18 protein-coding genes are annotated in these 22,975 nt (G+C 35.9%); 12 read left to right on the forward strand and 6 right to left on the reverse strand.

The genetic code is table 11. From position 1 onward, the window contains the following. Positions 1–331 precede the first annotated feature (331 nt). The 4 genes from ACEVFT_RS00080 (at position 332) to ACEVFT_RS00095 (ending at position 5,059) form a co-directional block, all read left to right on the forward strand. Positions 332–1,351, forward strand: coding sequence for a hypothetical protein (locus tag ACEVFT_RS00080; RefSeq protein WP_393947470.1), 1,020 nt, complete (start codon positions 332–334; stop codon positions 1,349–1,351). Between the two features lie 273 nt (positions 1,352–1,624). Beyond that, a complete protein-coding gene (locus ACEVFT_RS00085; RefSeq protein ID WP_393947472.1) occupies positions 1,625–1,891 on the forward strand; it encodes a hypothetical protein in 267 nt (88 codons plus the stop codon). 381 nt (positions 1,892–2,272) lie between these two features. Further along, a complete protein-coding gene (locus ACEVFT_RS00090) occupies positions 2,273–3,268 on the forward strand; it encodes an ABC transporter substrate-binding protein (protein ID WP_393947474.1) in 996 nt (331 codons plus the stop codon). Positions 3,269–3,400: 132 nt separating this feature from the next. Continuing rightward, entirely contained in the window at positions 3,401–5,059 is a 1,659-nt protein-coding gene (locus ACEVFT_RS00095) for a helix-turn-helix domain-containing protein (RefSeq protein WP_393947476.1), read from the forward strand. A gap of 338 nt (positions 5,060–5,397) precedes the next feature. Here the strand turns inward: ACEVFT_RS00095 and ACEVFT_RS00100 are convergent, their stop codons facing one another. The 4 genes from ACEVFT_RS00100 to ACEVFT_RS00115 all read right to left on the reverse strand — a co-directional run bounded on the left by ACEVFT_RS00100 (position 5,398) and on the right by ACEVFT_RS00115 (position 9,957). Next, entirely contained in the window at positions 5,398–6,444 is a 1,047-nt protein-coding gene (locus ACEVFT_RS00100; protein ID WP_393947477.1) for an NAD(P)/FAD-dependent oxidoreductase, read from the reverse strand. Continuing rightward, positions 6,445–7,422 carry an ABC transporter substrate-binding protein gene (locus ACEVFT_RS00105; RefSeq protein WP_393947478.1) on the reverse strand — a complete coding sequence of 326 codons (978 nt, stop codon included), beginning with the start codon at positions 7,420–7,422 and terminating at the stop codon, positions 6,445–6,447. A 99-nt stretch (positions 7,423–7,521) separates the two neighbouring features. Further along, positions 7,522–9,123, reverse strand: a complete 1,602-nt coding sequence (locus ACEVFT_RS00110; protein ID WP_393947480.1) for a helix-turn-helix domain-containing protein — start codon at positions 9,121–9,123, stop codon at positions 7,522–7,524. 300 nt (positions 9,124–9,423) lie between these two features. Then, complete coding sequence (locus ACEVFT_RS00115) at positions 9,424–9,957, reverse strand: DUF3267 domain-containing protein (RefSeq protein WP_393947492.1); 534 nt, start codon at positions 9,955–9,957, stop codon at positions 9,424–9,426. Between the two features lie 476 nt (positions 9,958–10,433). Between ACEVFT_RS00115 and ACEVFT_RS00120 the strand changes: the two genes are divergently transcribed. From ACEVFT_RS00120 to ACEVFT_RS00140, 5 genes are all read left to right on the forward strand, one after another. After that, the gene (locus tag ACEVFT_RS00120) at positions 10,434–12,026 is read left to right on the forward strand and encodes an ATP-binding protein (RefSeq protein ID WP_393947494.1); all 1,593 of its coding nucleotides are present in this window, start codon (positions 10,434–10,436) and stop codon (positions 12,024–12,026) included. Positions 12,027–12,141: 115 nt separating this feature from the next. Next, a complete protein-coding gene (locus tag ACEVFT_RS00125) occupies positions 12,142–12,819 on the forward strand; it encodes a response regulator (protein ID WP_393947481.1) in 678 nt (225 codons plus the stop codon). A gap of 36 nt (positions 12,820–12,855) precedes the next feature. After that, positions 12,856–13,815, forward strand: coding sequence for a tripartite tricarboxylate transporter substrate binding protein (locus ACEVFT_RS00130; RefSeq protein WP_393947482.1), 960 nt, complete (start codon positions 12,856–12,858; stop codon positions 13,813–13,815). 336 nt (positions 13,816–14,151) lie between these two features. Further along, a complete protein-coding gene (locus ACEVFT_RS00135) occupies positions 14,152–15,444 on the forward strand; it encodes a CitMHS family transporter (protein ID WP_393947484.1) in 1,293 nt (430 codons plus the stop codon). Positions 15,445–15,769: 325 nt separating this feature from the next. Continuing rightward, on the forward strand, positions 15,770–16,258 hold the full coding sequence (locus ACEVFT_RS00140) for a VOC family protein (protein ID WP_393947485.1): 489 nt from the start codon (positions 15,770–15,772) through the stop codon (positions 16,256–16,258). A gap of 602 nt (positions 16,259–16,860) precedes the next feature. On the opposite strand, the gene ACEVFT_RS00145 is transcribed toward ACEVFT_RS00140, so the two are convergent. After that, positions 16,861–17,517: a DJ-1/PfpI family protein gene (locus ACEVFT_RS00145; RefSeq protein ID WP_393947487.1), complete on the reverse strand. Its 657-nt coding sequence runs from the start codon at positions 17,515–17,517 to the stop codon at positions 16,861–16,863. Between the two features lie 137 nt (positions 17,518–17,654). Then, a complete protein-coding gene (locus tag ACEVFT_RS00150; RefSeq protein WP_393947489.1) occupies positions 17,655–18,260 on the reverse strand; it encodes a TetR/AcrR family transcriptional regulator in 606 nt (201 codons plus the stop codon). A 529-nt stretch (positions 18,261–18,789) separates the two neighbouring features. Between ACEVFT_RS00150 and ACEVFT_RS00155 the strand changes: the two genes are divergently transcribed. The 3 genes from ACEVFT_RS00155 (at position 18,790) to ACEVFT_RS00165 (ending at position 22,494) form a co-directional block, all read left to right on the forward strand. Beyond that, positions 18,790–19,788 (forward strand): ABC transporter substrate-binding protein, encoded by a 999-nt coding sequence (locus tag ACEVFT_RS00155; RefSeq protein ID WP_393947496.1) that lies wholly within the window; start codon positions 18,790–18,792, stop codon positions 19,786–19,788. 137 nt (positions 19,789–19,925) lie between these two features. Beyond that, a complete protein-coding gene (locus tag ACEVFT_RS00160; RefSeq protein ID WP_393947491.1) occupies positions 19,926–21,587 on the forward strand; it encodes a helix-turn-helix domain-containing protein in 1,662 nt (553 codons plus the stop codon). Positions 21,588–21,801: 214 nt separating this feature from the next. Continuing rightward, a complete protein-coding gene (locus tag ACEVFT_RS00165; protein WP_205446108.1) occupies positions 21,802–22,494 on the forward strand; it encodes a stalk domain-containing protein in 693 nt (230 codons plus the stop codon). The last annotated feature ends 481 nt before the right edge of the window (positions 22,495–22,975 follow it).

Raw genomic sequence — 22,975 nt, forward strand, 5'->3', positions numbered from 1 at the left:
GTTTCAGCATTAAACAACAATGAATAAAGCGGTAGTCAACTATGACTGATTGGCACTTTTTTCAAGGCCCTAAAGATAGATTATGATGTTGAGAAAAAAATAAAAGAATGATAGACTTTGAACGGAAATGTGGTAAATACCTACCACGAAAAAAAGTTGATTAATAAAAATACAACAACAAACTTCGGAAAAATGCTATATAATAATGATTTTACTATGTTGCTTTATAGGTGGTCTAGGAATACATCGCAAATTTATACAATATATACTTAACCGATTTTCTAGTGAAAGAAGAAATATTTTTCGTTATATATTTAAAAGGGGTACAATCATGAAATTCAAAAGCAAATTTTTAATATTATGTGGCTTAGGCGCTGCATTACTTGTAGGGTGTTCAGATACCGAAACAAAAGAAGGGAAAGAGTTAACCGATACACAATCAGAACTTTCTCAGGAAACAGTTACAAATCAAGAAGTCGTGGAATTAAGTAATTTAAGAAACAGTTTGCTTGATTTTGTTTGGGATTACAAAAGATACGGGAGTTACAATTTTGAAAATACAACAGTCTTTGAAAATGCTAAAGTATTAACAGAAGAAGAGCGTATACAAAAAATAAAACGAATTTATCAACATTTAAGCAATCTAAGCATGATCGATGACAAAATACTGCAAAATTATCAGGCTTCTTTAAAGGACGCCGCGATTCAATTAAACAAAAAGAATTTAGAGCTAATTGAATTAGAACCTAAAGTTTTTAAAGATGGCGGATACGGTCTTATGCTTAAAGCAGAACCTGAAGAAAAAGATTTAACTCGTTACAAAGAATTGTTAAATGAAATGATCAAAATAATTGATACGGAAAAAGAAAATATTTTACGATTGGAAATTGCAATCGTGAATACTTTTGATATTTCCGAAGAAGATGTGAAGGATTTCATAGAATATAAAAAAATGATTCCGTCACAATTAAAAGACAAATACTCTCTTTATTCAGAAGATATATGGAATCTAAACGTCAAACCAATGTTACCACTTGAGAAATATGCCGATTTATTGGCATATACAAGTGATGTGAAAGCAATTTTAGAAGATCACCTAGAAAATAAATATGCTAAAAAAGATTATGAATTCATCAGTCAATTGAAAACTATTGAAGAATATGAAAATATACTTTCAGCGTACAAAACCAATTTAAGCGAAGAGACTTTTAAGGATTATTATAAAGCCTCCTTATCGATTCATAATTATTTAGTCGCAAAAGATTCTTTCCTTTTAACTAATTTAGATTTAACAACGTATTATGAAGTGATTAATTATGAAGGACAATTCTACAGTTTGAAATTATTCTAGCGCTTCAGTAAACAATAATAACCCCCGTACTTTATAAGAGAGTGATTGAAGAGAAAGTTTATTTAAATTAGGTAAACAGGTATGGATATTGAAATACGAAAAGCAACTTATGTAAGCTAGGATTATTTAAATATTAACTAATGATGCAGGTTCATTAGATAAAAATCGGGTATATTTGGTAAAATTAATAAAAGAAATTGAAATATAATGGATGACAAAGTGGGAAATGAGCTTTTACTTTTTGAGCAATCAAAAGTTTAGGGGTGATTAGTGATGACACTTAAATGGTTGTGGATATTGGTTATTATGTTTAGCGTACTAGAATGGATTTCAATCCCGTTCATAAGTGCATTTACAGGAAAACTGTATCAAGTAGTTGAAGGTGTATTAATAATTACTTTTATTATTTATCCATTATTTTTCTTAACTGCTCTTTTATTATTACAAAAGGGGAATAAAAAAATTGGTGCGGTAATTTTGCTTATTCCACTAATTGTGTATGCCCCCGTGTTAATAAGTCTTCAAACGTTGGTTAAATAATGTATTACTAATTGAGCTAATGGGGTGCTTTAGTGCAACAAGGGTATAAAAATTATCGGACTTTTTTATAAAAAATTTAATCTATCCCATTAAATAAGAGCATGTTTTGATCAATCTTTTTTCAAAACATGCTCTTTAGTTTTGTTCTCATATCAAGGTTGATATCGTTAATTGATTCATACTTTACCATTGAATATTTATGGAGGTGAAAATCGTGCAGATGCCCGTCCATTACGCCTATACAAACGCTGTGGCTATTGACATTTATTCAATTAAATAGTTGCGTTTTCTTTATTGTTTCCCCTTTTTGTACAAGCTATAATAATGCTGTAAATGATAATCATTTTCAATTAAGGATTGGAAGGAAAGGGGCAACAAAGTGTGAAGAAATTACTTGGAAAGCGAATTATATTATGGGCAGGGGTGTTATCCCTGCTGTTGATATTATCGGCATGCAGCAGCTCTAATGGAAACGTGTCTGATGAGAAGGTAGAGGATAGTCAGGAAACAGTTCAATCTGATGAGTCAAAAGAGGAAAGTGCGACAACTGTTCAATATACAACAATTACAGGTGAACAGGTTGAAATACCTGCAGATCCAAAACGAGTGGTTTATTTGGGTCCGACGCTTGGCGATTTCTTGGTGATGGATATTCCAATTGTTGGTAGTAACCTTCTTCATGCTACTAATCGTAGTTACTATGAGGGTAAAACGGCTGGAATAGTTGATGTTGGAAATCCTGGTGACCTAGAGGCGATTTTGGCTTTAAAACCTGATCTCATTATTAATAGTTACCACAAGGATGCAGAACGGAATGAGGCATTGTCAAAAATTGCTCCTACTATCCCCTTTAACCCATCTCTACCTTATATAGAGCGTGTAAAGGAGATTGGAAATATCTTTGACCAACAGGAAGAGGCAGATCAATGGATTGCTAAGTTTGAAACTCAGTCGAAAGAAATGTTTGATAAGCTTCAATTAGCAGAAGGGGAGACAGCAACAGTTTTCATACAGGAAGGTAAAGCGCTTTATGTTATGGGCAATCGATCACTTGGTGCTTTTATTTATCAAGAGAACGGCTTCACCATACCACCTGCTATAAAGCAACATGTTATTGATGAAGGGCAAACTTTCGTTGCAATTTCAGAAGAGCTAATTCCAGAGTATGCTGGTGATCATTTGTTTGTACTTATACTCGCTAATGATGAAGAAAGTAAAAAAGGAGCTGACCAACTGCTGCAAAGCCCGATATGGGAGACTTTGCCCGCTGTCCAAAAGGGAAATGTTTACGTTACTTCTGCTGAATGGAATGCAGATAACTTGTTAGCTATGGAACAATTATTAAAAGAACTGCCACAATGGATGAACAAACAGTAAGAAACCGGATCTGCCAATTCAGTTCTTTAAACCGTTATTTTTCTATAATAACGCATACTCGACCGATAGTTGAAAGCGGGTCATTATATGTTATGATAATGATAATCACTTTCAATTATTGGAGAGTTGCTTATGAATCTTTCATCCCTGTATATCAGGCTACAACACTATGATCGGTTTCAAGTTGACCAGATGATGTCAGCGATTAGCCATAATGAGGGAGTTAATTACAATGAAAAAAACTTCTGTACATTATTAATAGCACTTAGCCATGACATACGGCTGTATGTAGACAAAATTGCAATCAATTTGCGACAAGGAAGTTGCATACTAGTTTTACCTGTACAAAGCTACACTGTGGAATCAACTAACAAAGAGGCACAGCTTGCACGCTTTACTTTTGAAACCTTTGAAGTAGAGGAATTGACTTTGAATAAGGTTGCTTATCCACCCTTGCTTTATGGTTATCCCTATAATCTGTTATTTTCTCAAGTCAAGCAAGTATTAGGAAATGAAGCTAATCGATTTTGTTCCTCTCTATCCACATTAGAAATGGCGATGATGCAAGGAAGACTTCAGCTAATTCTAGGTATGATGGCTCAATTAGATCAGCAAGCTACCCAGTTGCACAACGAAGAAAAGATAAACTTAGTTCAACAGACTGTACAGTATATGGAGCAGCATTATGATGAGAGCTTGACAGTAGAACAACTTGCTAACATGGCCGGAATGGTTAGATGGCAATATAGTCAACAGTTTAAAATATTAACTGGCAAAAAGCCAACTGATTATTTGACTCATTTACGTATAAACCAGGCTAAAGAGCTTCTGTGTAATTCTGCCGAGCCATTAAGAAAAATATCTCGGCAAATTGGGTTTAAGGATGAATCTTATTTCAGTCGGTGCTTTCATAAATTAACTGGAAACACTCCACGTGAATATGCGAATATCTATTTTCATACTCAGCAAAAGACAGTTATCGATTCATTTGGCAGAGAGATTCATGTCCCTAAGGATGCAACACGTATTGTGACGGATGGTAAATTTACACTTGGAGAATTACTCGTTCTAGGCATATCTCCTATAGGAGCAGCCATCTCTGTCATGAAAAATAGTTTGATTTATCACAATAAGCTGCGAAATATTCATAGTGTCGGGTATTGGGTAGATCCGGATAAAATAGCACAGCTGCAACCCGAGATATTATTGCTTAGCTATTTTCATCCTGAACAAGATTTGCAGAAACTAGATGCGATCGCACCTACTGTTATACTAGATAGTAAGTTTAGTTTATTTGAGCGGTTACGGTATATCGCTAAACTATTTGAACGGAGTACAACGGCAGAGAAGTGGATTACTACATATGAGGACAAAGTAAGAGTGGTACGTAGGCAATTAGCAGATGCTTATGTTGCTGGGGAGACAGCTGCTGTTTATCTCAAGTTGGGTGAAAAATTTTATATTATGGGCCAGAACGGATTGGCTGCTAGCTTGTATGAATCGCTTGGCTTTCGACCCTCTGCTAAAGTGATGCACCTAATCGAACAAAAGCAAGCATGGATAGAAATTCAGCAGCATCAAATGAATCACTATGCTGGAGATCGTAATTTCATCTTGGCTGCTCCACAAGAATTGCAAACTGTTGCAAACTGTCCACAGATTGCGGCATTAACCGAATTAACTCTTGGTAAGACTCATATTATAGATTATACATGGAATTATGATGATCCCATTACACGTGGACGATTGTTAGAGGTATTGCCGTATATTTTTAAGAAGAAAACGATGTGATTAGATTTAGTATCAAATAGGAACATACTAAGCATGCTGAGTTTTACTTGATTTACTAATTATTATTCACTCAACGTTCACAGCTTGAAAATCTAATTCTCAATGTGACTTGTAAATCTGTAAAAATAATTACAGTAACAGAAATCCTGTGTTTACTATGCAGGATTTTTTTTATTATTGCGCAACAACAAGCTGGTTGGGCTGCGGCAACAATCTCTTGATAAGCCATAGTTAACAATTCAAGATGTGCCTTCTAGTGGATGTGTACAACGTTTTAAATAAAAAACCCATTAGATAAACAGATGATTTATTTATCTAATGGGGAAGATATTAGCCAATCACTTATGTGTAGCTACAGCTTTATTCTTTTGTTGTAACGCTTCGTTTTTTTCAGCGAAGCGGTCATTGTGAGAAGAAACGCCTGCCATTTTTGATTTAGTAGGGTCGATGTATAATTTGGCGCTATTGACAGCAAGGACAGCATCGTTAAATGCGCCTGCAATCAGTCTTATTTTCCCTTCATTTGTTACAATATCACCTGCGCCAAAGATGCCTGACATGCTTGTGCACATTTTTGGTGTAACGGAAATGCCCCATTCCTCAGTGGCTAAGCCCCAATCCATAATGGCGCCACCAAAGTGTCGGTCAAACCCATGATTAACAAGTACTTCGTCTACTTCAATCTTTGTCGTATCATTTGAATCAACATGCTGTAATGTAACATGTTCGATTTTATTGCCATTGCCATGTAAACGCGAAACCGTATAAGGAACATAGGTTGTTGCCATAGATTTCATGCGTGTTACAGACGATTCAAAGGCACTAAAGTCATCCCGTCTATGAACGACATATACTTCTTTGGCGATAGGAGCCATTTCAATAGCCCAATCTACAGCTGAGTCGCCTCCACCAGAAATGAGTACACGTTTATCTTTAAACCTATTGATGTTCGTTACCGTATAGTGAAGGTTGTTTAGTTCATAACGGTCAGCGCCTTCAACTGTTAATTTCTGAATGCGTGTGATACCGCGTCCTGTAGCTAAAATAATCGTTTTCGTATAATGCTTCTCGCCTGTTTTAGCTGTTAAGACGAAAATGCCATCATCTCGTTTTTCCATACCAACAACTTCTTGACCAAATACGATTGTCGGATTAAATGTCATAGCTTGCTTGATTAAGGAGTGAATAATATCTTCACAGCGAACAGGCTCAATGCCACCAACATCCCAGACTAGCTTCTCAGGATAGGTGCGCATAAACCCTCCTAATTCCTGTTTTACTTCGATAATTTTTGTTTTCATTTCACGCATGCCACTGTAAAAGGCAGCATACATGCCTGCTGGCCCACCACCGATAATAATTACATCATAAATTTCTTGCTCCATTTAAGGCACCAACTTTTCAACTAAATAATCAAGGAATAGTGGAGAGCCAATTAAACCTTCACCTACAACATAATCTGCTGTTTTTAATGGGTAAACCTTGCCTGCTTTCACAGCATCCATAGCTTGCCACATTGGGCTATTCTCTAAATCTTTCATGGATTGTTCACTACTATAATTTTGCATTTGACGTTGTTCGACAAAAATATGATCTGCGTCAAGTTCAGGAAAAACTTCTAAGGGAATAGGCGTGAACCACTCATTATTATCTTTCAACATAGTTGGAATATTTAATCCAAGTTGTGTGTATAGCATGTCACTACCAGGGCTACCCTTTTCAGTGCCTAGCACACGATATTGATTTTGTTCTACACGTAATACGAGAATTTTTTCGTCACCTATAGCATTCTGTAGCTTTTCTTTGGTTTCTTCTATTTTTTCCCTAAATTTTTCGAGAGCAAGTGTAGCTTCTTTCTCTTTATTGAACAGTTCACCAAGCACAGGAACATATTCATCTATTGCAACGCCTGCTTCAACAGCAACAGTAGGGGCAATTTTACTTAAAGCTTCGTATTTTTTAGCATCAATCGCTGCACCTTGAGCAATAATGACATCTGGTGCTGCTTCAAGAATAACTTCTAAATTCTCCTCATATTGCACAGTCGGAATGATTTTAACATTGTTGTCATTGAATAATTTGAAGCGATACGCAGGTTCAATTTCTTCAACGACTGTCACCATTTGAGGCATTACACCGATTTCAATTAAGTTTTCAGCATAGTTAGAGTTAAGGACTAACATATTTTTAGGTTCGGTAGGGATCGTGACATCACCGTAGGCATCTTTCACAACACGTGTTGTAGGCTCGCTTTTTTCTTCTTGCTCCTTTGCCTCATTTCCGCTCTCTTTGTTAGTGCTTGCGCAAGCCACTAATGTTAAAGCAACTAACATAAAAAGTATATATTGCATCGTTTTTTTCATTGATTAAAGCTCCTTTTCTATTTGATAATGATTATCACTATCAAATAATAACAGGTTATGAGAGCGTCTAATATAGCATAAAGTGCCTTAAAAATTGGATTATTGTGTTTCAGGGTAAACAGCTAAAATTGATTGTTCAATCTGTTGCATAATTTTCCTTTTGCCAAATACACTGCAATTGTTAATCCATAAACCAGTATCCACATAAAAAACACGCTTATTTTTCACAGCATCTAAATTTGCCCACTGCTCACTTTTTTGTAGAGTAGCTAAGCTAAGGTCTGCAGTATAATAATCCATTATGCGCTTTTCAATAAACAAATAGGTAGGATTGGCTGCCACTAATTGTTGTAAAGAACATGTGTTGAAACTATTTTCATTTGCACGCAATATGTCAGGCATTTGTAGGCCAAGTTCCTGATATAAAAGGATAGCCGAGTCACTAGAAGACTCACCGAAATAGCGATAACCCAACTCTTCCACACGTAAGTAAAGTACAGTAGCATCCTTTGCAATATGCTGTTGTATTTTATTTTTTAGAACCTCTACATGTGTCGCAAGTTCCCGAATGATTTGTATAGCTTCCTTCTCTTTATGAAACAACTCACCAAAATAACGAATGAGTGATTTTAAATCATAAGGTAGCCCAGTGATAACAGGGGCGATCGTTTGAAAGTGTTGTTTGGTCTCTTCCGTTAAGTCGACACCGATAATTAAATCGGGTTGTTGCTGGACAATGGTGTCTTGTTGAATCACATATTGTGGCATTTCTAAAATGGTTGTACCAACTTCATGAAAAAGCATCTTTTGATATGTTGGCGTTAGGGAGCTAGTCACAGTGACACAATGAGGTGCAACACCTAATGCAATCGCAATTTCTGCGTGTGCAGGTGAGAGAAAGCAAACACGATAATCACCAATGGTCTTTTTGAATTGCTTAGGTGGGCGACCAACAATGCGTTTAAACTGTCGACTAAAGTTTTGCACATCATCAAAGCCAACTTTCTTTGCGATGTTTTGTGATAAGTCATCTGTTGTTAATAGCATTTCTTGTGCACGGAAAATACGATAGCTAATTAAATAAGCGATCGGTGTTTTATCATATAACTCAATGAACTTTCTCGAATAATACCATGGGCTGTATCCAGCAATAGCTGCTAGTTCATCTCTTGTCATCATTTGATTATATTTATTTTGCATATAAACGACAGTCTGTTCAATTCTTTGCTCAAGTGTGTATGCATCTGTTGGTCGCTCCTGTTGTAATTCCTTCAGCAAGCTGTATAAAATAAATTGTTTAATGGTGATAGGGAGAGGGTCTATGTTTTTAGCGAGCGACATGCGAATATCTGCGATGACCGTTTCAGGCACTCGTTGAATGGAGTAACCATTCATTGTATCGATAGACCAATTACAGATTGATTTCATTTCTATATCATACAGATCAAAGCTAATTAAATAGCCTGAAAAATCAAGACGGTTTGTATTTGTAAGTTGGATAACCGCACCACTATCAAGGGCAATTAAATGCCCAAATACAATATGTTCATTGTGCCCATTAATGGATAGAGTGGTTTGGCCATCCGTAATCAATAACAGAGCCGCACTATCAAGATGTATCGTTGATTTTTGAAATAATGATTTGGCTAAATCTTTTATTTCTGTGCAATGTGCCAGCCAATTAGGATTAGAATCAAGCATTTTTATACTCCTTTAATTCGTTGTGATAAAAGTATACTACGGAATATCACTGCAGCAGCATAAAAGCGGCAAGTCATTACAGAACGTTGAAATGTATAAAAACCTCCCTACGAAAAGGGAGGTTTCTAATAAAGCGAATATATGGGAATAAGAAATCTTAAGCTCACCATAAGATATATGGATAGGTTTGAGTTTTTTAAGCTTTTAGTGATGAGGTTATAATACTGTTCTAACAGGTTTGTTTGAAGAGTATGTGCAAGGTTGTCACATACCTTGATTGTATGAGTAACTCTATAAACCCTATATAACTCTATAATAACCTCTGTAAAAAACAGCGCTTTTCGGTTTAATGGCAATTAAAAATGAATTAATGATATCTGAAGCGGAAATGACTGCGTTAATCCAGCTTACAAATACTATGATTGGTTTGATATTACTTGGTACATATAAGGCCATAATGGCAGGGATTACTGATAATACAATAAAGGGTAAGCTCATAAAGAACCAAAATCTCGATTTGGATAAGACTGCGTTGGTATTTAGCCAAAAAAATCCACTGAAAGTTAAGCTAATATCGCCTTTTTTGTTTATGGTAACAATATGTATATACTCATGAATGATGAAAACTATAATACCGATTATAATGAGAGAAAAATTATTAATATAAGTGAAATGTGTTTCAAAGAAAAAGGGAATCAAAAAAATGATAAACTGAAGTAGATAGACAAACTTCATATAATGTTTACGATACCAATTATTCTGTATGAAAGGAGTCCAATCTGATAAATCCATATCTATCTGTGGTAAGTGTCGAAACCAAAATATGATAAGTATTACCTCCTTAATTAAACCAATTCATCTCAATGATTTTAACATAAAATTCCATGAAAAAATCAGGGGATTTGTATAATTAGCTCGATAAAGATAAATGCACCTATTTAGTGATCAGGTATACTTTAATCATTAGGGGCGTTAGTTCAAATAAAACATTGTTATCTCTCTATATGAAACCTTCTACTGATTTAGGTGGAAGGCTTTTATAAATTCAAAAATCCCTTTGAATTATAGTATAATCAAGAAATTAAGCTGGATTCAAACTAGGCTTTTCTCTGATATTTTAGTAAGTTCTTTAGATTTTTCTAATTAAAACAATCATAACAGTCAAATTACCATGAAATGCGTCTGTTATATTCTCTTAAATGCAGCAACAAAGGGATTTAAACCTTTTAGTTAAGCGCAATGGTATATTCTTAATAAAAGTAGGGTGAAAATTAATAATAATGAATTACACTAGTTGAAAAGGGTTAAGTATATTGAACAAAAAAAAGATTCCATTACAAACAAAAATATTGGGACTAATTAGCACGTTAATTCTTTTTATTGTTTTTCTTCTCGCCAGCATATTTGCTTATTTGCAATATGTTGATGCTAGGACTCAAGTTAAACAATTGGCATTGCAATCGGCTATGACAATCTCGCTTATGCCAGAACTGAAAGAATCCATTGAAAAAAGTGATTTAGAGCTACGTTTTCGCCCAATTGCTGATCAAGTAATAGATCAGGTAAATGCAGAAAATATTATTATTGAAGATCGGGAGAAGATTATTTATTCGCATCAAGACCCAAGTCAAGTTGGTCAGAAGAGTTTTGATCATACAAATAATTATGGGTTAATATTTGGCGGTTCTAATAATTTTGAAGTGGAACGAGAGAGCGGTTCTGTTTTAATAGGGAAGGTTCCGATCATTGCAGACAATGGAGCGTACACTCGTGTAATTGGAACCGTAGCAGTTGAATACGCGGAAAAAGACATCTATCAAAATATTTACAAACGAATTAAATCCATTCTCATTGCATCTCTGATTGTTTTAATTTTAGGAATCATTGGTGGTATTTTTTTAACCAAAAGTATTAGAAAAGATACGATGGGGCTGGAACCGCATGAAATCTCCTCATTATATAGAGAAAGAAGTGCCATTCTATTATCAGTCAAGGAAGGAATCATTGCAGTCGATCAAAATGGATTCTTAACTTTAATCAATCATTCTGCAAGGTCAATGTTGAACCTCATGGATGAATCCTTGATGGGTCAACATATCCAATATGTCTCACCAACAATTAATATCGATCATGTATTACAGAAAGGTAAGCCTATTCATAATGTAGAGATATTAATTAATGATAAAGTATTTATTTTCAATTTTATTCCAATCGTCGAAAATGAACAGATTGTAGGTGTAGTTTCGAGTTTTCGTGATAAAACGGAGCTTAAAAAGCTTATTGATACGATCACAGAGGTTCGTGAATATTCAGAGGGACTTCGTGCGCAAACGCATGAGTACTCTAATAAACTTTACTTATTATCAGGATTAATCCAATTAGAGAGATATCAGGATGCATTTGAATTTATTCAAAAAGAGTCAGCCAATCATCAGCACCAGAACCGAATACTATTCAATCAAATTCATGATACAAATGTTCAAGCTATATTATTAGGGAAACTGGGCAATGCATCAGAAAAGAAAATTGCCTTTGAAATTGATCCCGATAGTTATGTAGATACCTTACCAAATCACATTGAAATCACGGATATCATTACAATCATTGGAAACCTTATTGATAATGCATTTGATGCCGTAGCCAATCAAAAAGAGAGAACGGTGAATTTTTCAATTACAGGAATTGGGAATGATATCATTATTGAAGTAGAAGATAATGGCAAGGGAATTGCTGAAGACATGTTAGATTCTATATTTGATTTACGTAGTTCATCTAAAGGAGAAAATAGAGGGTACGGATTATTTAATGTTAAACAAATTGTAGAATCTTTAGATGGAACAGTAGAAGTAAAAAATGACAAAAACGGTGGGGCCATTTTCACGGTATTCCTACCGAAAAAATGAAACTTACTCAGTGAAATAATCTATAGTTCTACTGATGTTGAAATTGGGGGTTTACTCCCATCTAAGTCGGTTGTCTAAATGCCAGTAAAGCAAGATAAAAGAAGGAGAGGGAACAATGATTAAGGTTGTCATTGCGGAAGATGATTTTCGTATTGCACAAGTGCAAGAACAGTTTTTGCAAAAGCTACCAGATGTAAAGGTCGTTCAGAAAGCATTGAATGCAAAGGAAACGATGGACATACTAGAGAAACACGAAGTTGACTTGCTTTTTTTGGATATCTATATGCCGGATGATCTTGGAACAAATTTATTAGCAAAGATACGGGATCATTATCCAACAATCGATATTATTATCGTGACTGCTGCAACGGAAAAATCAATGCTTGAGACGGCAGTCAGATATGGTGTCAGTAACTATTTGTTGAAGCCAGTGACAATGGAGAAATTTGTGGAAGCCGTTGAAGAATATAAAAAAAAGAAACGGCTACTAAGCCATCGTGATGAGGTGGATCAAACATTGATTGATCGATACTTTGGTGTCGCTAATCAATCATCCACAACTCAAAAGGATTTACCCTCAGGTGTAGATCGTCATACTTTGGACAAAGTGACAAATGTAATGAAAGAAATGAACGGCGGCATTTCCATTGAGGAAATGGGTGAACAAATTGGAGCATCTCGAACAACTGCAAGAAGGTATTTAGAGTTTCTCGTTTCAATAGATGTCTGTACGGCAAAACATGAATATGGAGTTGTTGGAAGGCCTGAGAGGAAATATTACTATAAAGAATAACAAGGTTGACTCAAAAATAAGGACAAGGAATGAACAATGAGAAAAAAAATAATGAGTATTTTCGTGCTTGTTGTCATGCTTTGCTTTGGGTGTTCACAAGATGAGGGGCAAGAAGCGATAAAAGATACCGTAACAATCATTGCCCCAAGCTCTATTGGCGGAGGTTGGGATAAAACAGCAAGAGCCATACGGGACATTTTACGGAGTAACAACTTGATTGATGAGGACATTCATATACTGAATAAAATTGGTGCGGGTGGAGAGCTAGGGTGGAAATATACTAAACAGCAAAAAGATCATGTGCTAGCAATGAATTCAAGCCTACTCATTACCAATCATTTATTGGGGCAAAGTAAGTTAACCTATAAAGATTTTACACCGATTGCCACTTTGGCTACAGAATGGGATGTTGTAATTGTCTCGAAGGATTCAGAAATAAAAAGTGCAAAAGGTTTAATGGAAAAGCTGAAAGAAACACCCCAAGCCTATAAAATAGGTGTCTCCCCGAGATTAGGCAATGATGATCAAATTTCTTTTGTTTTAGCGAGTAAACAGGCTGGAGTACGCCCTGAAAAACTAGATTTTTTAGTGTATGAAAATAGTGGTCAAGTAGTTGATGCATTATTAAAAAAGCAAATAGATGTGGCAACGATGACTTTATCCGAGGCTAAAAAATATTATGATTTGAATCAAGTACAATTGCTCGTCATTTCATCAGAGAAACGTTTAAAGGAGCTCCCCGAAATTCCTACATGGACAGATGAAGGAATAGAGGTTGTTTTTAAACATTGGCGCGGTATTATGGGACCACCTAATATGTCAAAAAAGGAAATCGAATTTTGGGAGATGACATTTGCAAAAATGGTCAAAACCGAAGAATGGAAACATATTTTGCAAAAATATATGTGGGAAGATTTTTATATGAACAGTAGTGAAACCTCTAGATTTCTTGATGAAGAAAATAAGAAATATGAGAAATTATTGGAGATTTACTAAGTAGATTTATTCTTATTATGCACAGTAATATATTTGCTTTATTAGGTTGACTATTGAGACCTATGTGTTTGCTTTTTTACCGTTTCATACAGATGGTAGAGAGAATACATAGTCCAAGGTTAGCCTCTTTTTTTTGCACATCTAAAATAGACGGTACATGAATCGAATGCTTTTTCGTGAACAAAATGTACGAAATAGCTATAAAGAAATTAATAAACATTAATTTGTAAACGATTACATTTGATCGATGTTATTTTATTATTAGGTGTAATATTCGGAAAATTAATTATTTATCAAATTGATAAATAATTTTGAGGAGCAATTGGGGGGAGTATTATGCTAGCAATTTTAGGCTTTTTAATGATAATAGTCTTTATGATTTTGATTATGACTGGCCGTCTTACAGCAATGATTGCATTAATTGTAGTTCCAATTACGTTTGCAGTTATTGGCGGATTCGGAGGCGAGATGGGTCCTATGATGTTGGATGGGATTAAAAGTGTCGCTCCAACAGGGATTATGATTTTATTTGCCATTCTTTTCTTTGGTATTTTGATTGATGCTGGAGTCTTTGATCCAATCATTAAAACGATTCTTAGGTTAGTAAAGGGTGATCCTGTTAAAATTGCCATCGGAACAGCGGTATTAGCTCTTCTGATTTCTTTAGATGGTGATGGCACGACAACATACATGATTACTATTTCTGCCTTTCTACCGCTATATAAAAGAATTGGCATGCGACCAATTGTATTAGCAGGTATTGCCGTTTCAGCTTCAGGTGTGATGAACCTCCTACCTTGGGGAGGACCAACTGCAAGAGTTATGACCGCTTTGAATCTGGAAATGTCTGAGGTTTTTACACCAGTGATTCCCGCGATGATTGGCGGGGCTATCTTTGTTCTGTTCATGGCATTTACGTTCGGAAGACAGGAAAAAAAGCGGATTGGTATTATAGAATATGATTATGAAGCGGCAGCTCAGCCTGCTGCTACAGTCGAAGATGACTATTTGAAACGTCCAAAACTAATTATCTTTAACTATGCTCTGACAATCGTTCTTTTAGTAGCGTTAATTATGGAGTTATTACCGCCTGTTACATTATTCATGCTTGGTTTTGCGATTGCGATTACTGTAAACTATCCAAAATTGAAAGATCAAAAAGAACGTGTTGCGAATTATGCTGACAATGCATTATCTGTTGTTTCGATGGTTTTTGCAGCTGGGATATTTACAGGCATTCTTTCAGGTACATCGATGGTAGATGCGATGGCAAACTCAGTGATTCATTATATTCCAGATGCAATGGGTTCTCATTTTGCTGTTGTGACAGCCATCCTAAGCGCACCTTTTACATTCTTTATGTCAAATGATGCCTTTTACTATGGAGTACTGCCGTTACTTGCCAAGGCAGGAGCAGTATATGGCATCGACCCAGCCTTAATTGGTAGAGCTTCTCTTTTAGGAATGCCAGTACACCTTCTAAGTCCGCTTGTTCCCTCTACGTATTTATTAGTAGGTATGGTTGGAGAGGATTTCGGCAAGCTACAACGTATCTTCTTAAAGTGGGCTTTCGGTTCTACGATTGTCATGATTATTGTCTGTGTATTATTGGGGATCTTCCCCCTTTAAAAGCTATAGCACATGGGGTTACCTAGTGAAAAATTTTTATCTATAAGTGTAGAAGAAGCCTTATTTTAATGGGCTTCTTTTTTATATTGCTATTGGGGTGCCAGCTATAAGGTTTATAGAGTTGTTTCAGAAAAGGCACTTTAAAGCGTTTTTGTTCGTAAAAAGGACCATCCTAATATACGATAAAAAAGATTAAGAAATAGGATTATTAGTTCATGTTAGTTATAGATATTTGCCAATGGTGGATAGTTTGTTGAATTGGGGGAAAAAGCTATTCAGCAATCAAAAAGAAATGATTAAAATTAGGAGAAAGGTGGTATGAAATATGAAAATCCGTAAGATTGATCATGTGGGGATAATCGTTAATGATCTTCCTGCAGCGAAAGCATTTTTTCTTGACTTTGGCCTTGAGGTGCTCGGGGAAGGAAAAGTGGAGGGTGAATGGGTGAAAAGGATGGAGCGGGTAATAGGGCTTCAAGATGTTAAAGAGGGCGTTGCAAAGTTGCGAACGTCAGATAGTGACGCAAATCTAGAAATAGTAATGTTGCGAACGCCAGACGGTGAGACGAATATTGAACTAGTAAAGTTTAACGCACCATCAAATGAAATAGGCATCCAGCATCCTTTAGCAAATACTCTGGGTATCCAGCATATTGCCTTCAATGTTGAAGATATTGAAGCCCTTGTTAGCAAATTGACAAAGAAGGGCGTAGAACTTGTTGGTGAAATCTATAACTACGAAAACGTTTATAAATTATGCTATGTTCGCGGACCAGAAGGAATTATTTTAGAGCTGGCTGAAGAAATCAAATAGAATAGCCAATCTTTTTTATAAAAAAGTTGAATGTTTATTAAGCCAACTATGCCGTTTATTAATGGATGTTGGAGCTACACACTGGGTTTGATGCTATTCAAGAGGGGTATAGCTGTTGGATTCATCCAAGTTAGTGACTACTCAAAAAACAGATTTAAACCATTTGGAGAAATGTCACGTTGGCTTGCAAATGCCCATGCTAATGCTGAGTATCACAAAGCTATTGAAGAACCTCTCTTGCTGCTCGATCTAAGGTTCAAGAAAGTGTTGGGCAGATTGTAATAACATTGTTGAACCTTCTGCAACTTTGAACTAATCAACAGGTCCAATTATTATATGGGAAGGTGTTTTTGGATAATAATATGGAAAGCGTGGAAGATGAAGAAGTAGTTCAGTATGTTGATGGAATAGATGAGCAAATAATGTTTGTTATTTATCGATTATAGTCTTTTTTTATTCATATGGATTGTGTTTCCAGCCTTATTGTCCTATATAGCTAGTATTTATAAATAATAAAGTTCTATATTATTTAAGAAATTTTCTTAAAATCATATTTAAGGTAAGCATCACCTTAAATATGATTTTTTTAGTTACTTATTGAATTACATATCAGGCTCTTTCTCAGAAAACTCTTGAAGCATTTTTTTTATATCTCTAACTAAAGGTAGAGGAGCTTTTCTTACGGAACCTGTATCAAATGGTGGCTGTGGATCATATTCCAGTATTAATTGAACTCCTTTACTAAGATCGTCACTAAATTCCCAAGCAACTATTTGTAGAGCCATATCAATACCAGAAGAGACTCCAGCTGCCGTTACCATTTTATCTTGACGAACAACTCTTTCTTCAGTTGGAGTAGTTCCAAACGATTGCAGGATGTCAAAGGAACCCCAGTGACTAGTTGCTTTCATTCCATTCAATAGACCAGCAGCACTTAAAATAAGAGAACCATTGCAAACGGATGTAGTCCACTTAGTTGTTTGGTGTATGTTACGAATCCAATTTAGTGTTATTTCATCATTCATTGGATTTTTGTAGTTAGGGGGACTACAGCCAGGTACAACAAGTATATCTGTAGAACTAATGTCAGAAAAGCTATAGTCTGCATGCAAATAGCCCATCTTTGAATCTAGTTTAATCAGTCCTTTATCTTTAGCAACAAATTTCACATGACATTGCTGTGTAGCAGCAAACACTTCGTATGGACCAATAGCGTCTAAAGCTGTAATGCCGTCGTAAAGTAAAATTGCAATTTCCAACATCATCTCTCCTTTAAGTAACATTAATATTCTTACGGACCGGACTGTCCGGTCCGTAAGAATATCTTATATGCAAATATATTTGATTTCAACAAAATAATTCTTACATTTTAGTGAAAACCAAGAGGTATTATATTTTAAACCTCTTGGCTCTTTGATGCGTATTGCTGTAAAAGGTATTTTATTTGTTCAATACTGTGATTTATATGATTATTATTTAAAGCTAAACGACTAGACATCACAGCACCCTCTAAAGTAGAGAATAAAAAAGATGCTAGGGAATAAGAATTTATATTTTGGTTGAATTCTTTTGAATGAATACCTTCTTCAATAATTGATTGTAAAAAAAGTAGGGTTTCATTATGTGTGTTCGCAGCTATCTCATGTAACTCTGGGAATCCATCATCACTTTCAATAGCAGTATTCAGTAGTGGGCAACCACCGTCTACAGGAGGGGTATGAACAGCATCATGATAAACTTCAAACATAGCAATTATTTTATCTGTCGCTGTATATTTAGATTTTATTGCTTCAAAATAATGATGCCAAATAATACTCATAGAATATTTGAAGGAAGCAATGGCAATGTCATTTTTATTTTCAAAACGTCTATAAATGGCACCCTTAGGTAATGCTGTGGCATTCATAATATCTTGAATAGATGTTTGATTGTAACCTTTTTTATTAAATAATTTTAGAGAAGTTTGGATAATAAGGTCGCGTATTGGATCTTCTTTATTCATTGAATTACCTCCATTTTGAACAATGATAGAATCAGTATAGCACAATGATTTTACTCACATTCTGAAGCGAGGCGATTCTTCAAACGATACGAATTGCCACCAATTGCGTAAGTTTTAGGGGAGTGTGCGTACACTCGAATTATCATCATTTACCTTTTGTTAGTGTTGTACTCTTCATAAGTGATAGGAGGGATTGTTGTTTTACAGTGTCTTCTAATGACTATGTTATACATATGAAATGAACAATTCTAGTAATGATAAATTTACTAATTTCCCCATCTGTCAATTTCAACATTGCTGAGTGGAGATAATAAAGCTTTTTAGGTTAATTTCAATAAATGAGTAATTTACATCTGTTTGCTTATAAATGAAATAAGTGATCAGATGTTTTTTGGGGGGATAACTATTGACATTTATCCAAATAAATCGTTGCGTTTTTTCCATTGTTTCCGCTTTTTATACCAACTATAATAATGCTGTAAATGATAATCATTTTCAATTAAAAGAAAGAAGGAAAGGGGCAATAAGTGTGAAGAAACATCGTGAAAAGCGAAATATACTATGGGGAGGGAGTTTCCTCCTGTTATTGATGTTGATATTATCGGCATGCAGTTCTAATGGCAACGCATCTGATGTGAAGGAAAAGGAAAACGAGAAAACAGCTCAATCTGATGTGCAAGCAGAGGAAAGTGAGACAACAGTTCAATATACGACGATTACAGGCGAACAGGTTGAAATACCTGCAGATCCAAAACGAGTGGTTTATATTGGTCAGACGACGGGTGATTTCTTAGCGATGGATATTCCCCTTGTTGGTAATAATCTTCCTCAAGATCCTGCTAGTTACTATGGTGATAAACTTGAAGGCATCGTTGATATTGGAAATCCTGCTAGCTTAGAGACGATTCTGACTTTAAAACCTGATCTGATTATTAATGGTTATTACAAGTCGGATCAAAATCTTAACGAAGAATTGTCAAAAATCGCTACTACGATTCCCTTCAACCCAGCTCTTCCTTATGCAGAACGTGTAAAGGAGATGGGGAATATATTGAGTAAACAGGAAGAAGTAACGAAAATTATTGCTAAGTTTGAAACACAGTCTAAAGAAATGTTTGATAAACTTCAATTAGCAGAAGGGGAGACCGCAACAGTATTCTACCAGTTAGGTAAAATACTTTATGTTATGGGCGATCGTAACTTTGGTGCCATTATATATGGAGAAAACGGTTTTGCTGTCCCACCAGCTGTACAGAAGAATATTATTGATGTAGAAGGGGTATCTTTCCTTGAGGTTTCCGAAGAGGTACTTCCAGAGTTTTCCGGTGATCATTTGTTTGTAATTGTACAAGAGGATGAGGAAAGTGAAGCAGAAGCTGATCGACTGCTACAAAGCCCAGTATGGGGAACTTTGCCTGCAGTCAAAAAGGGAAATGTTTATGTTGTTCCTAATGAATGGAACACAGATAATTTATTAGCTTTGGAGCAATTGTATAAAAAGTTACCAGAATGGATGCACAAACAGTAAAAATTGTATTTGCCCAAGCAATTTTTTAAATCGTTTGTATTCTAAAATAGCACATACTCGAACAATAGTTGATAGAGGGTCATTATATGTTACAATAACGGTAATGAGAATCATTTTCAATGGTTGGAGAGTTGCTTATGAATCTAGCACCCCTATATATTAGGCTACAACAGTATGATCGATTTCAAATTGATCAGATCATGCCAGCCAGTAGCTATGATAAGGGAATAAATGGTAATGAAACGAATTTATGCACATTATTGATAGCACTCAGTCATGACATACGGCTGTATGTAGACAAAATGGCTATCGATCTACGACAAGGAAGCTGCATTCTAATTTTACCTGTACAAAGCTACACTGTAGAATCAAGTAACAAAGAGGCACAGTTTGTGCGTTTTACCTTTGAAACTTTTAAAGTAGAAGGAATGACTTTGAACCGGGTTGCCCATCCACCCTTGCTTTGTGGTTATCCCTATAATCTGTTATTTTCTCAAGTCAAGCAAGTATTAGGAAATGAAGCATGGATAAATAATCAACTTTGCTCCTCTCTATCCACATCAGAAATGGCGCTGATGCAAGGTAGACTTCAGCAGATACTGGCTATGATGGTTCAGTTAGATGAGCAAGCTAACCAGTTGCTGAACGAAGAAAAGATACAATTGGTTCAAAAAACTGTACAGTACATAGAGCAGCATTATGATGAGGACTTGACAGTAGAACAACTGGCTAACATGGCTGGAATGGTCAGATGGCAATATAGTCAAAAGTTTAAAACGTTGACTGGCAAAAAGCCGACTGATTATTTGACTCATTTACGTATAAATCAGGCAAAAGAACTTCTGCGTAATACCACCGATCCATTGAGCAAAATAGCTCGACAAATTGGGTTTAAAGATGAATACTATTTCAGTCGGTGCTTTCATAAATTAACTGGAAGCACCCCACGTGAATATGCAAATATTCATCTTCATACGCCAGAAAGAACAGTTATCGATTCACTGGGCAGAAAGGTTCTTGTTCCTACAGGTGCAACACGTATTGTGACTGATGGAAAATTTACACTTGGGGAATTACTCGTTCTAGGCATAGCCCCTATAGGAGCAGCCATCTCTATCATGAGAGATAATGTGGTTTATCACAATAAGTTGCGAAATATTCATAGTATCGGGGATTGGGTAGATCCAGATAAAATAGCACAGCTGCAGCCGGAGTTCATATTGCTTAGCTATTATCCGCAAGACTTGCAGGAACTGGATGCGCTTGCTCCAACTGTTGTACTGGATAAGAAGTATAGACTGTTCGAGCGGTTACGGTATATCGCTAAACTAGTTGAACGGAGTAAAGCGGCGGAAAAGTGGATTACTACATATGAAGACAAAGTAAGGCTAGTACGTAGGCAATTAGCAGATGCTTATGTTGCTGGAGAGACGGCTACTGTTTATCTCAAGTTTGGTGCAAAATTTTATGTTATGTGTCAGACCGGATTGGCTGCCAGCTTGTATGAATCGCTTGGCTTTCGTCCGACTCCCAAAGTGATGCACCTAATTGAGCAAGGACAAGCATGGATAGAAATTCAGCAGCATCAAATAAATCACTATGCTGGAGAACGTAATTTTATCTTGGCTTCTCCCCAAGAATTACGAACTATTACTCACTGTCCACAGATCGCCACTTTAGCCGAGTTAACTCCCGGTAAGACTCATTTCGTAGATTTTTCATGGAATCATTGTGATCCTATCACACGTGAACGGTTGTTAGAGGTGCTACCATCTATTTTTAAGAAGAAAATTATTTGACTAGCAGAAAAAATAAAATCGCTCGATCCATTAGCTATGGGTCGAGTTTTTTTCCATTAATATTCAAATAGCGTACAAATAAACTAGTACAGAAAATATAATTTTACTAGATAAAAAAGCTTGCTTAAAAATATCCTAGTATAAAATCTTTAAAGTTTATATGAAATTTCTGGTATAATTACATATATCTATGTTTATTCTAAGGAGTGATTTTGTGAAAAAACTATTTATCATAACAAGTTACTTAGGGTTTTTTATATTAGGAGGTTTGACTTTTACGTACTTCTCCACTACGGAAGCAGCAAGTGACATGAAAAAGATCAGCGTGTTTCAGGATCCAATCAATTACTATGTAGATAAGGTTGAAAAAGTCCCACCAGAAGGTCAATCTGGATTTAATTATCAAGGCACGATTTATGTCCCAATGCGTTTCGTCGCGGAATCTTTAGGTGAAAAGGTAACGTGGGATGGTAAAACAAAATCGGTTTATATTGGTGATGTTCCTCAATTTACCTCTTTAAAAGATGTAAAACCTATTGGGGGTGATGAAGACCACTTCTTCCATAACCCAAGTTCTATCGTTATTAGTACAGGTGAAAAGTTCGAGCGGTCCTATCAACTTGGTGGTTATCATGGGGGAGGCGCTGTTCAAGACCATACAGTGGAATACTTAGCCAATGGAAATTACAAGGGATTCGAAACCAATTTGGCACCAATTAAAAAATTATCAGCTAACTCTTTCGGAATAGGTTTCTTGAAAATTTATGCAGATGGTAAATTGGTTTATGATAGTGGAGCAATCAAAGACAAGGTAAAGGTTCATGTTAATTTAGATGGAGTTTCAAAAGTGAAATTTGAACTTGAAGGTAGTGGTTTAGGTATATTAGATCCTAAATTTGTTCAATAATCCCTCATACTATTAAACAAAAAGACGATGACAGCATAATTTGTCATCGTCTTCTTAGTGTTGAAAAACAAAATAGTCAATTGAAAGGTAGAAATGGATTTCCGTTGCAGGTTACTTGCTTTCCTGTGGGCGAGCGCCGAGCCGCTTCCTTCGCTACCGCTCCGTGTAGGGGCTCGCCTGTCTCGCTATCCCACGGGAGTCAAGTAGCCTTCCACTCTAACCCACTGACTTTTAGCAAAGGTTTTCGAATAAAGGGAAGGTCTTCACTACTCTTTATGAAGAGGTGTTGTCATTCATCACTTCTCTACATTGAAAATAAAAGTCTATCCTTTTTGTAATAATACAAATCAGGGGGCTATTTTGATCGCTACCGCTAGTATGAAAAATAAGGAAAAGACACTTTGCAGCATGGTTGATTGGAGTGGAGCCAGCGTTACTCCTCGGGGATTTAGCGTCACAGAGGAGACCCTGGAGCGAACGC

The organism is Lysinibacillus sp. PWR01, from assembly GCF_043359455.1.
GTDB classification, from domain to species: Bacteria; Bacillota; Bacilli; order Bacillales_A; family Planococcaceae; genus Lysinibacillus; species Lysinibacillus fusiformis_F.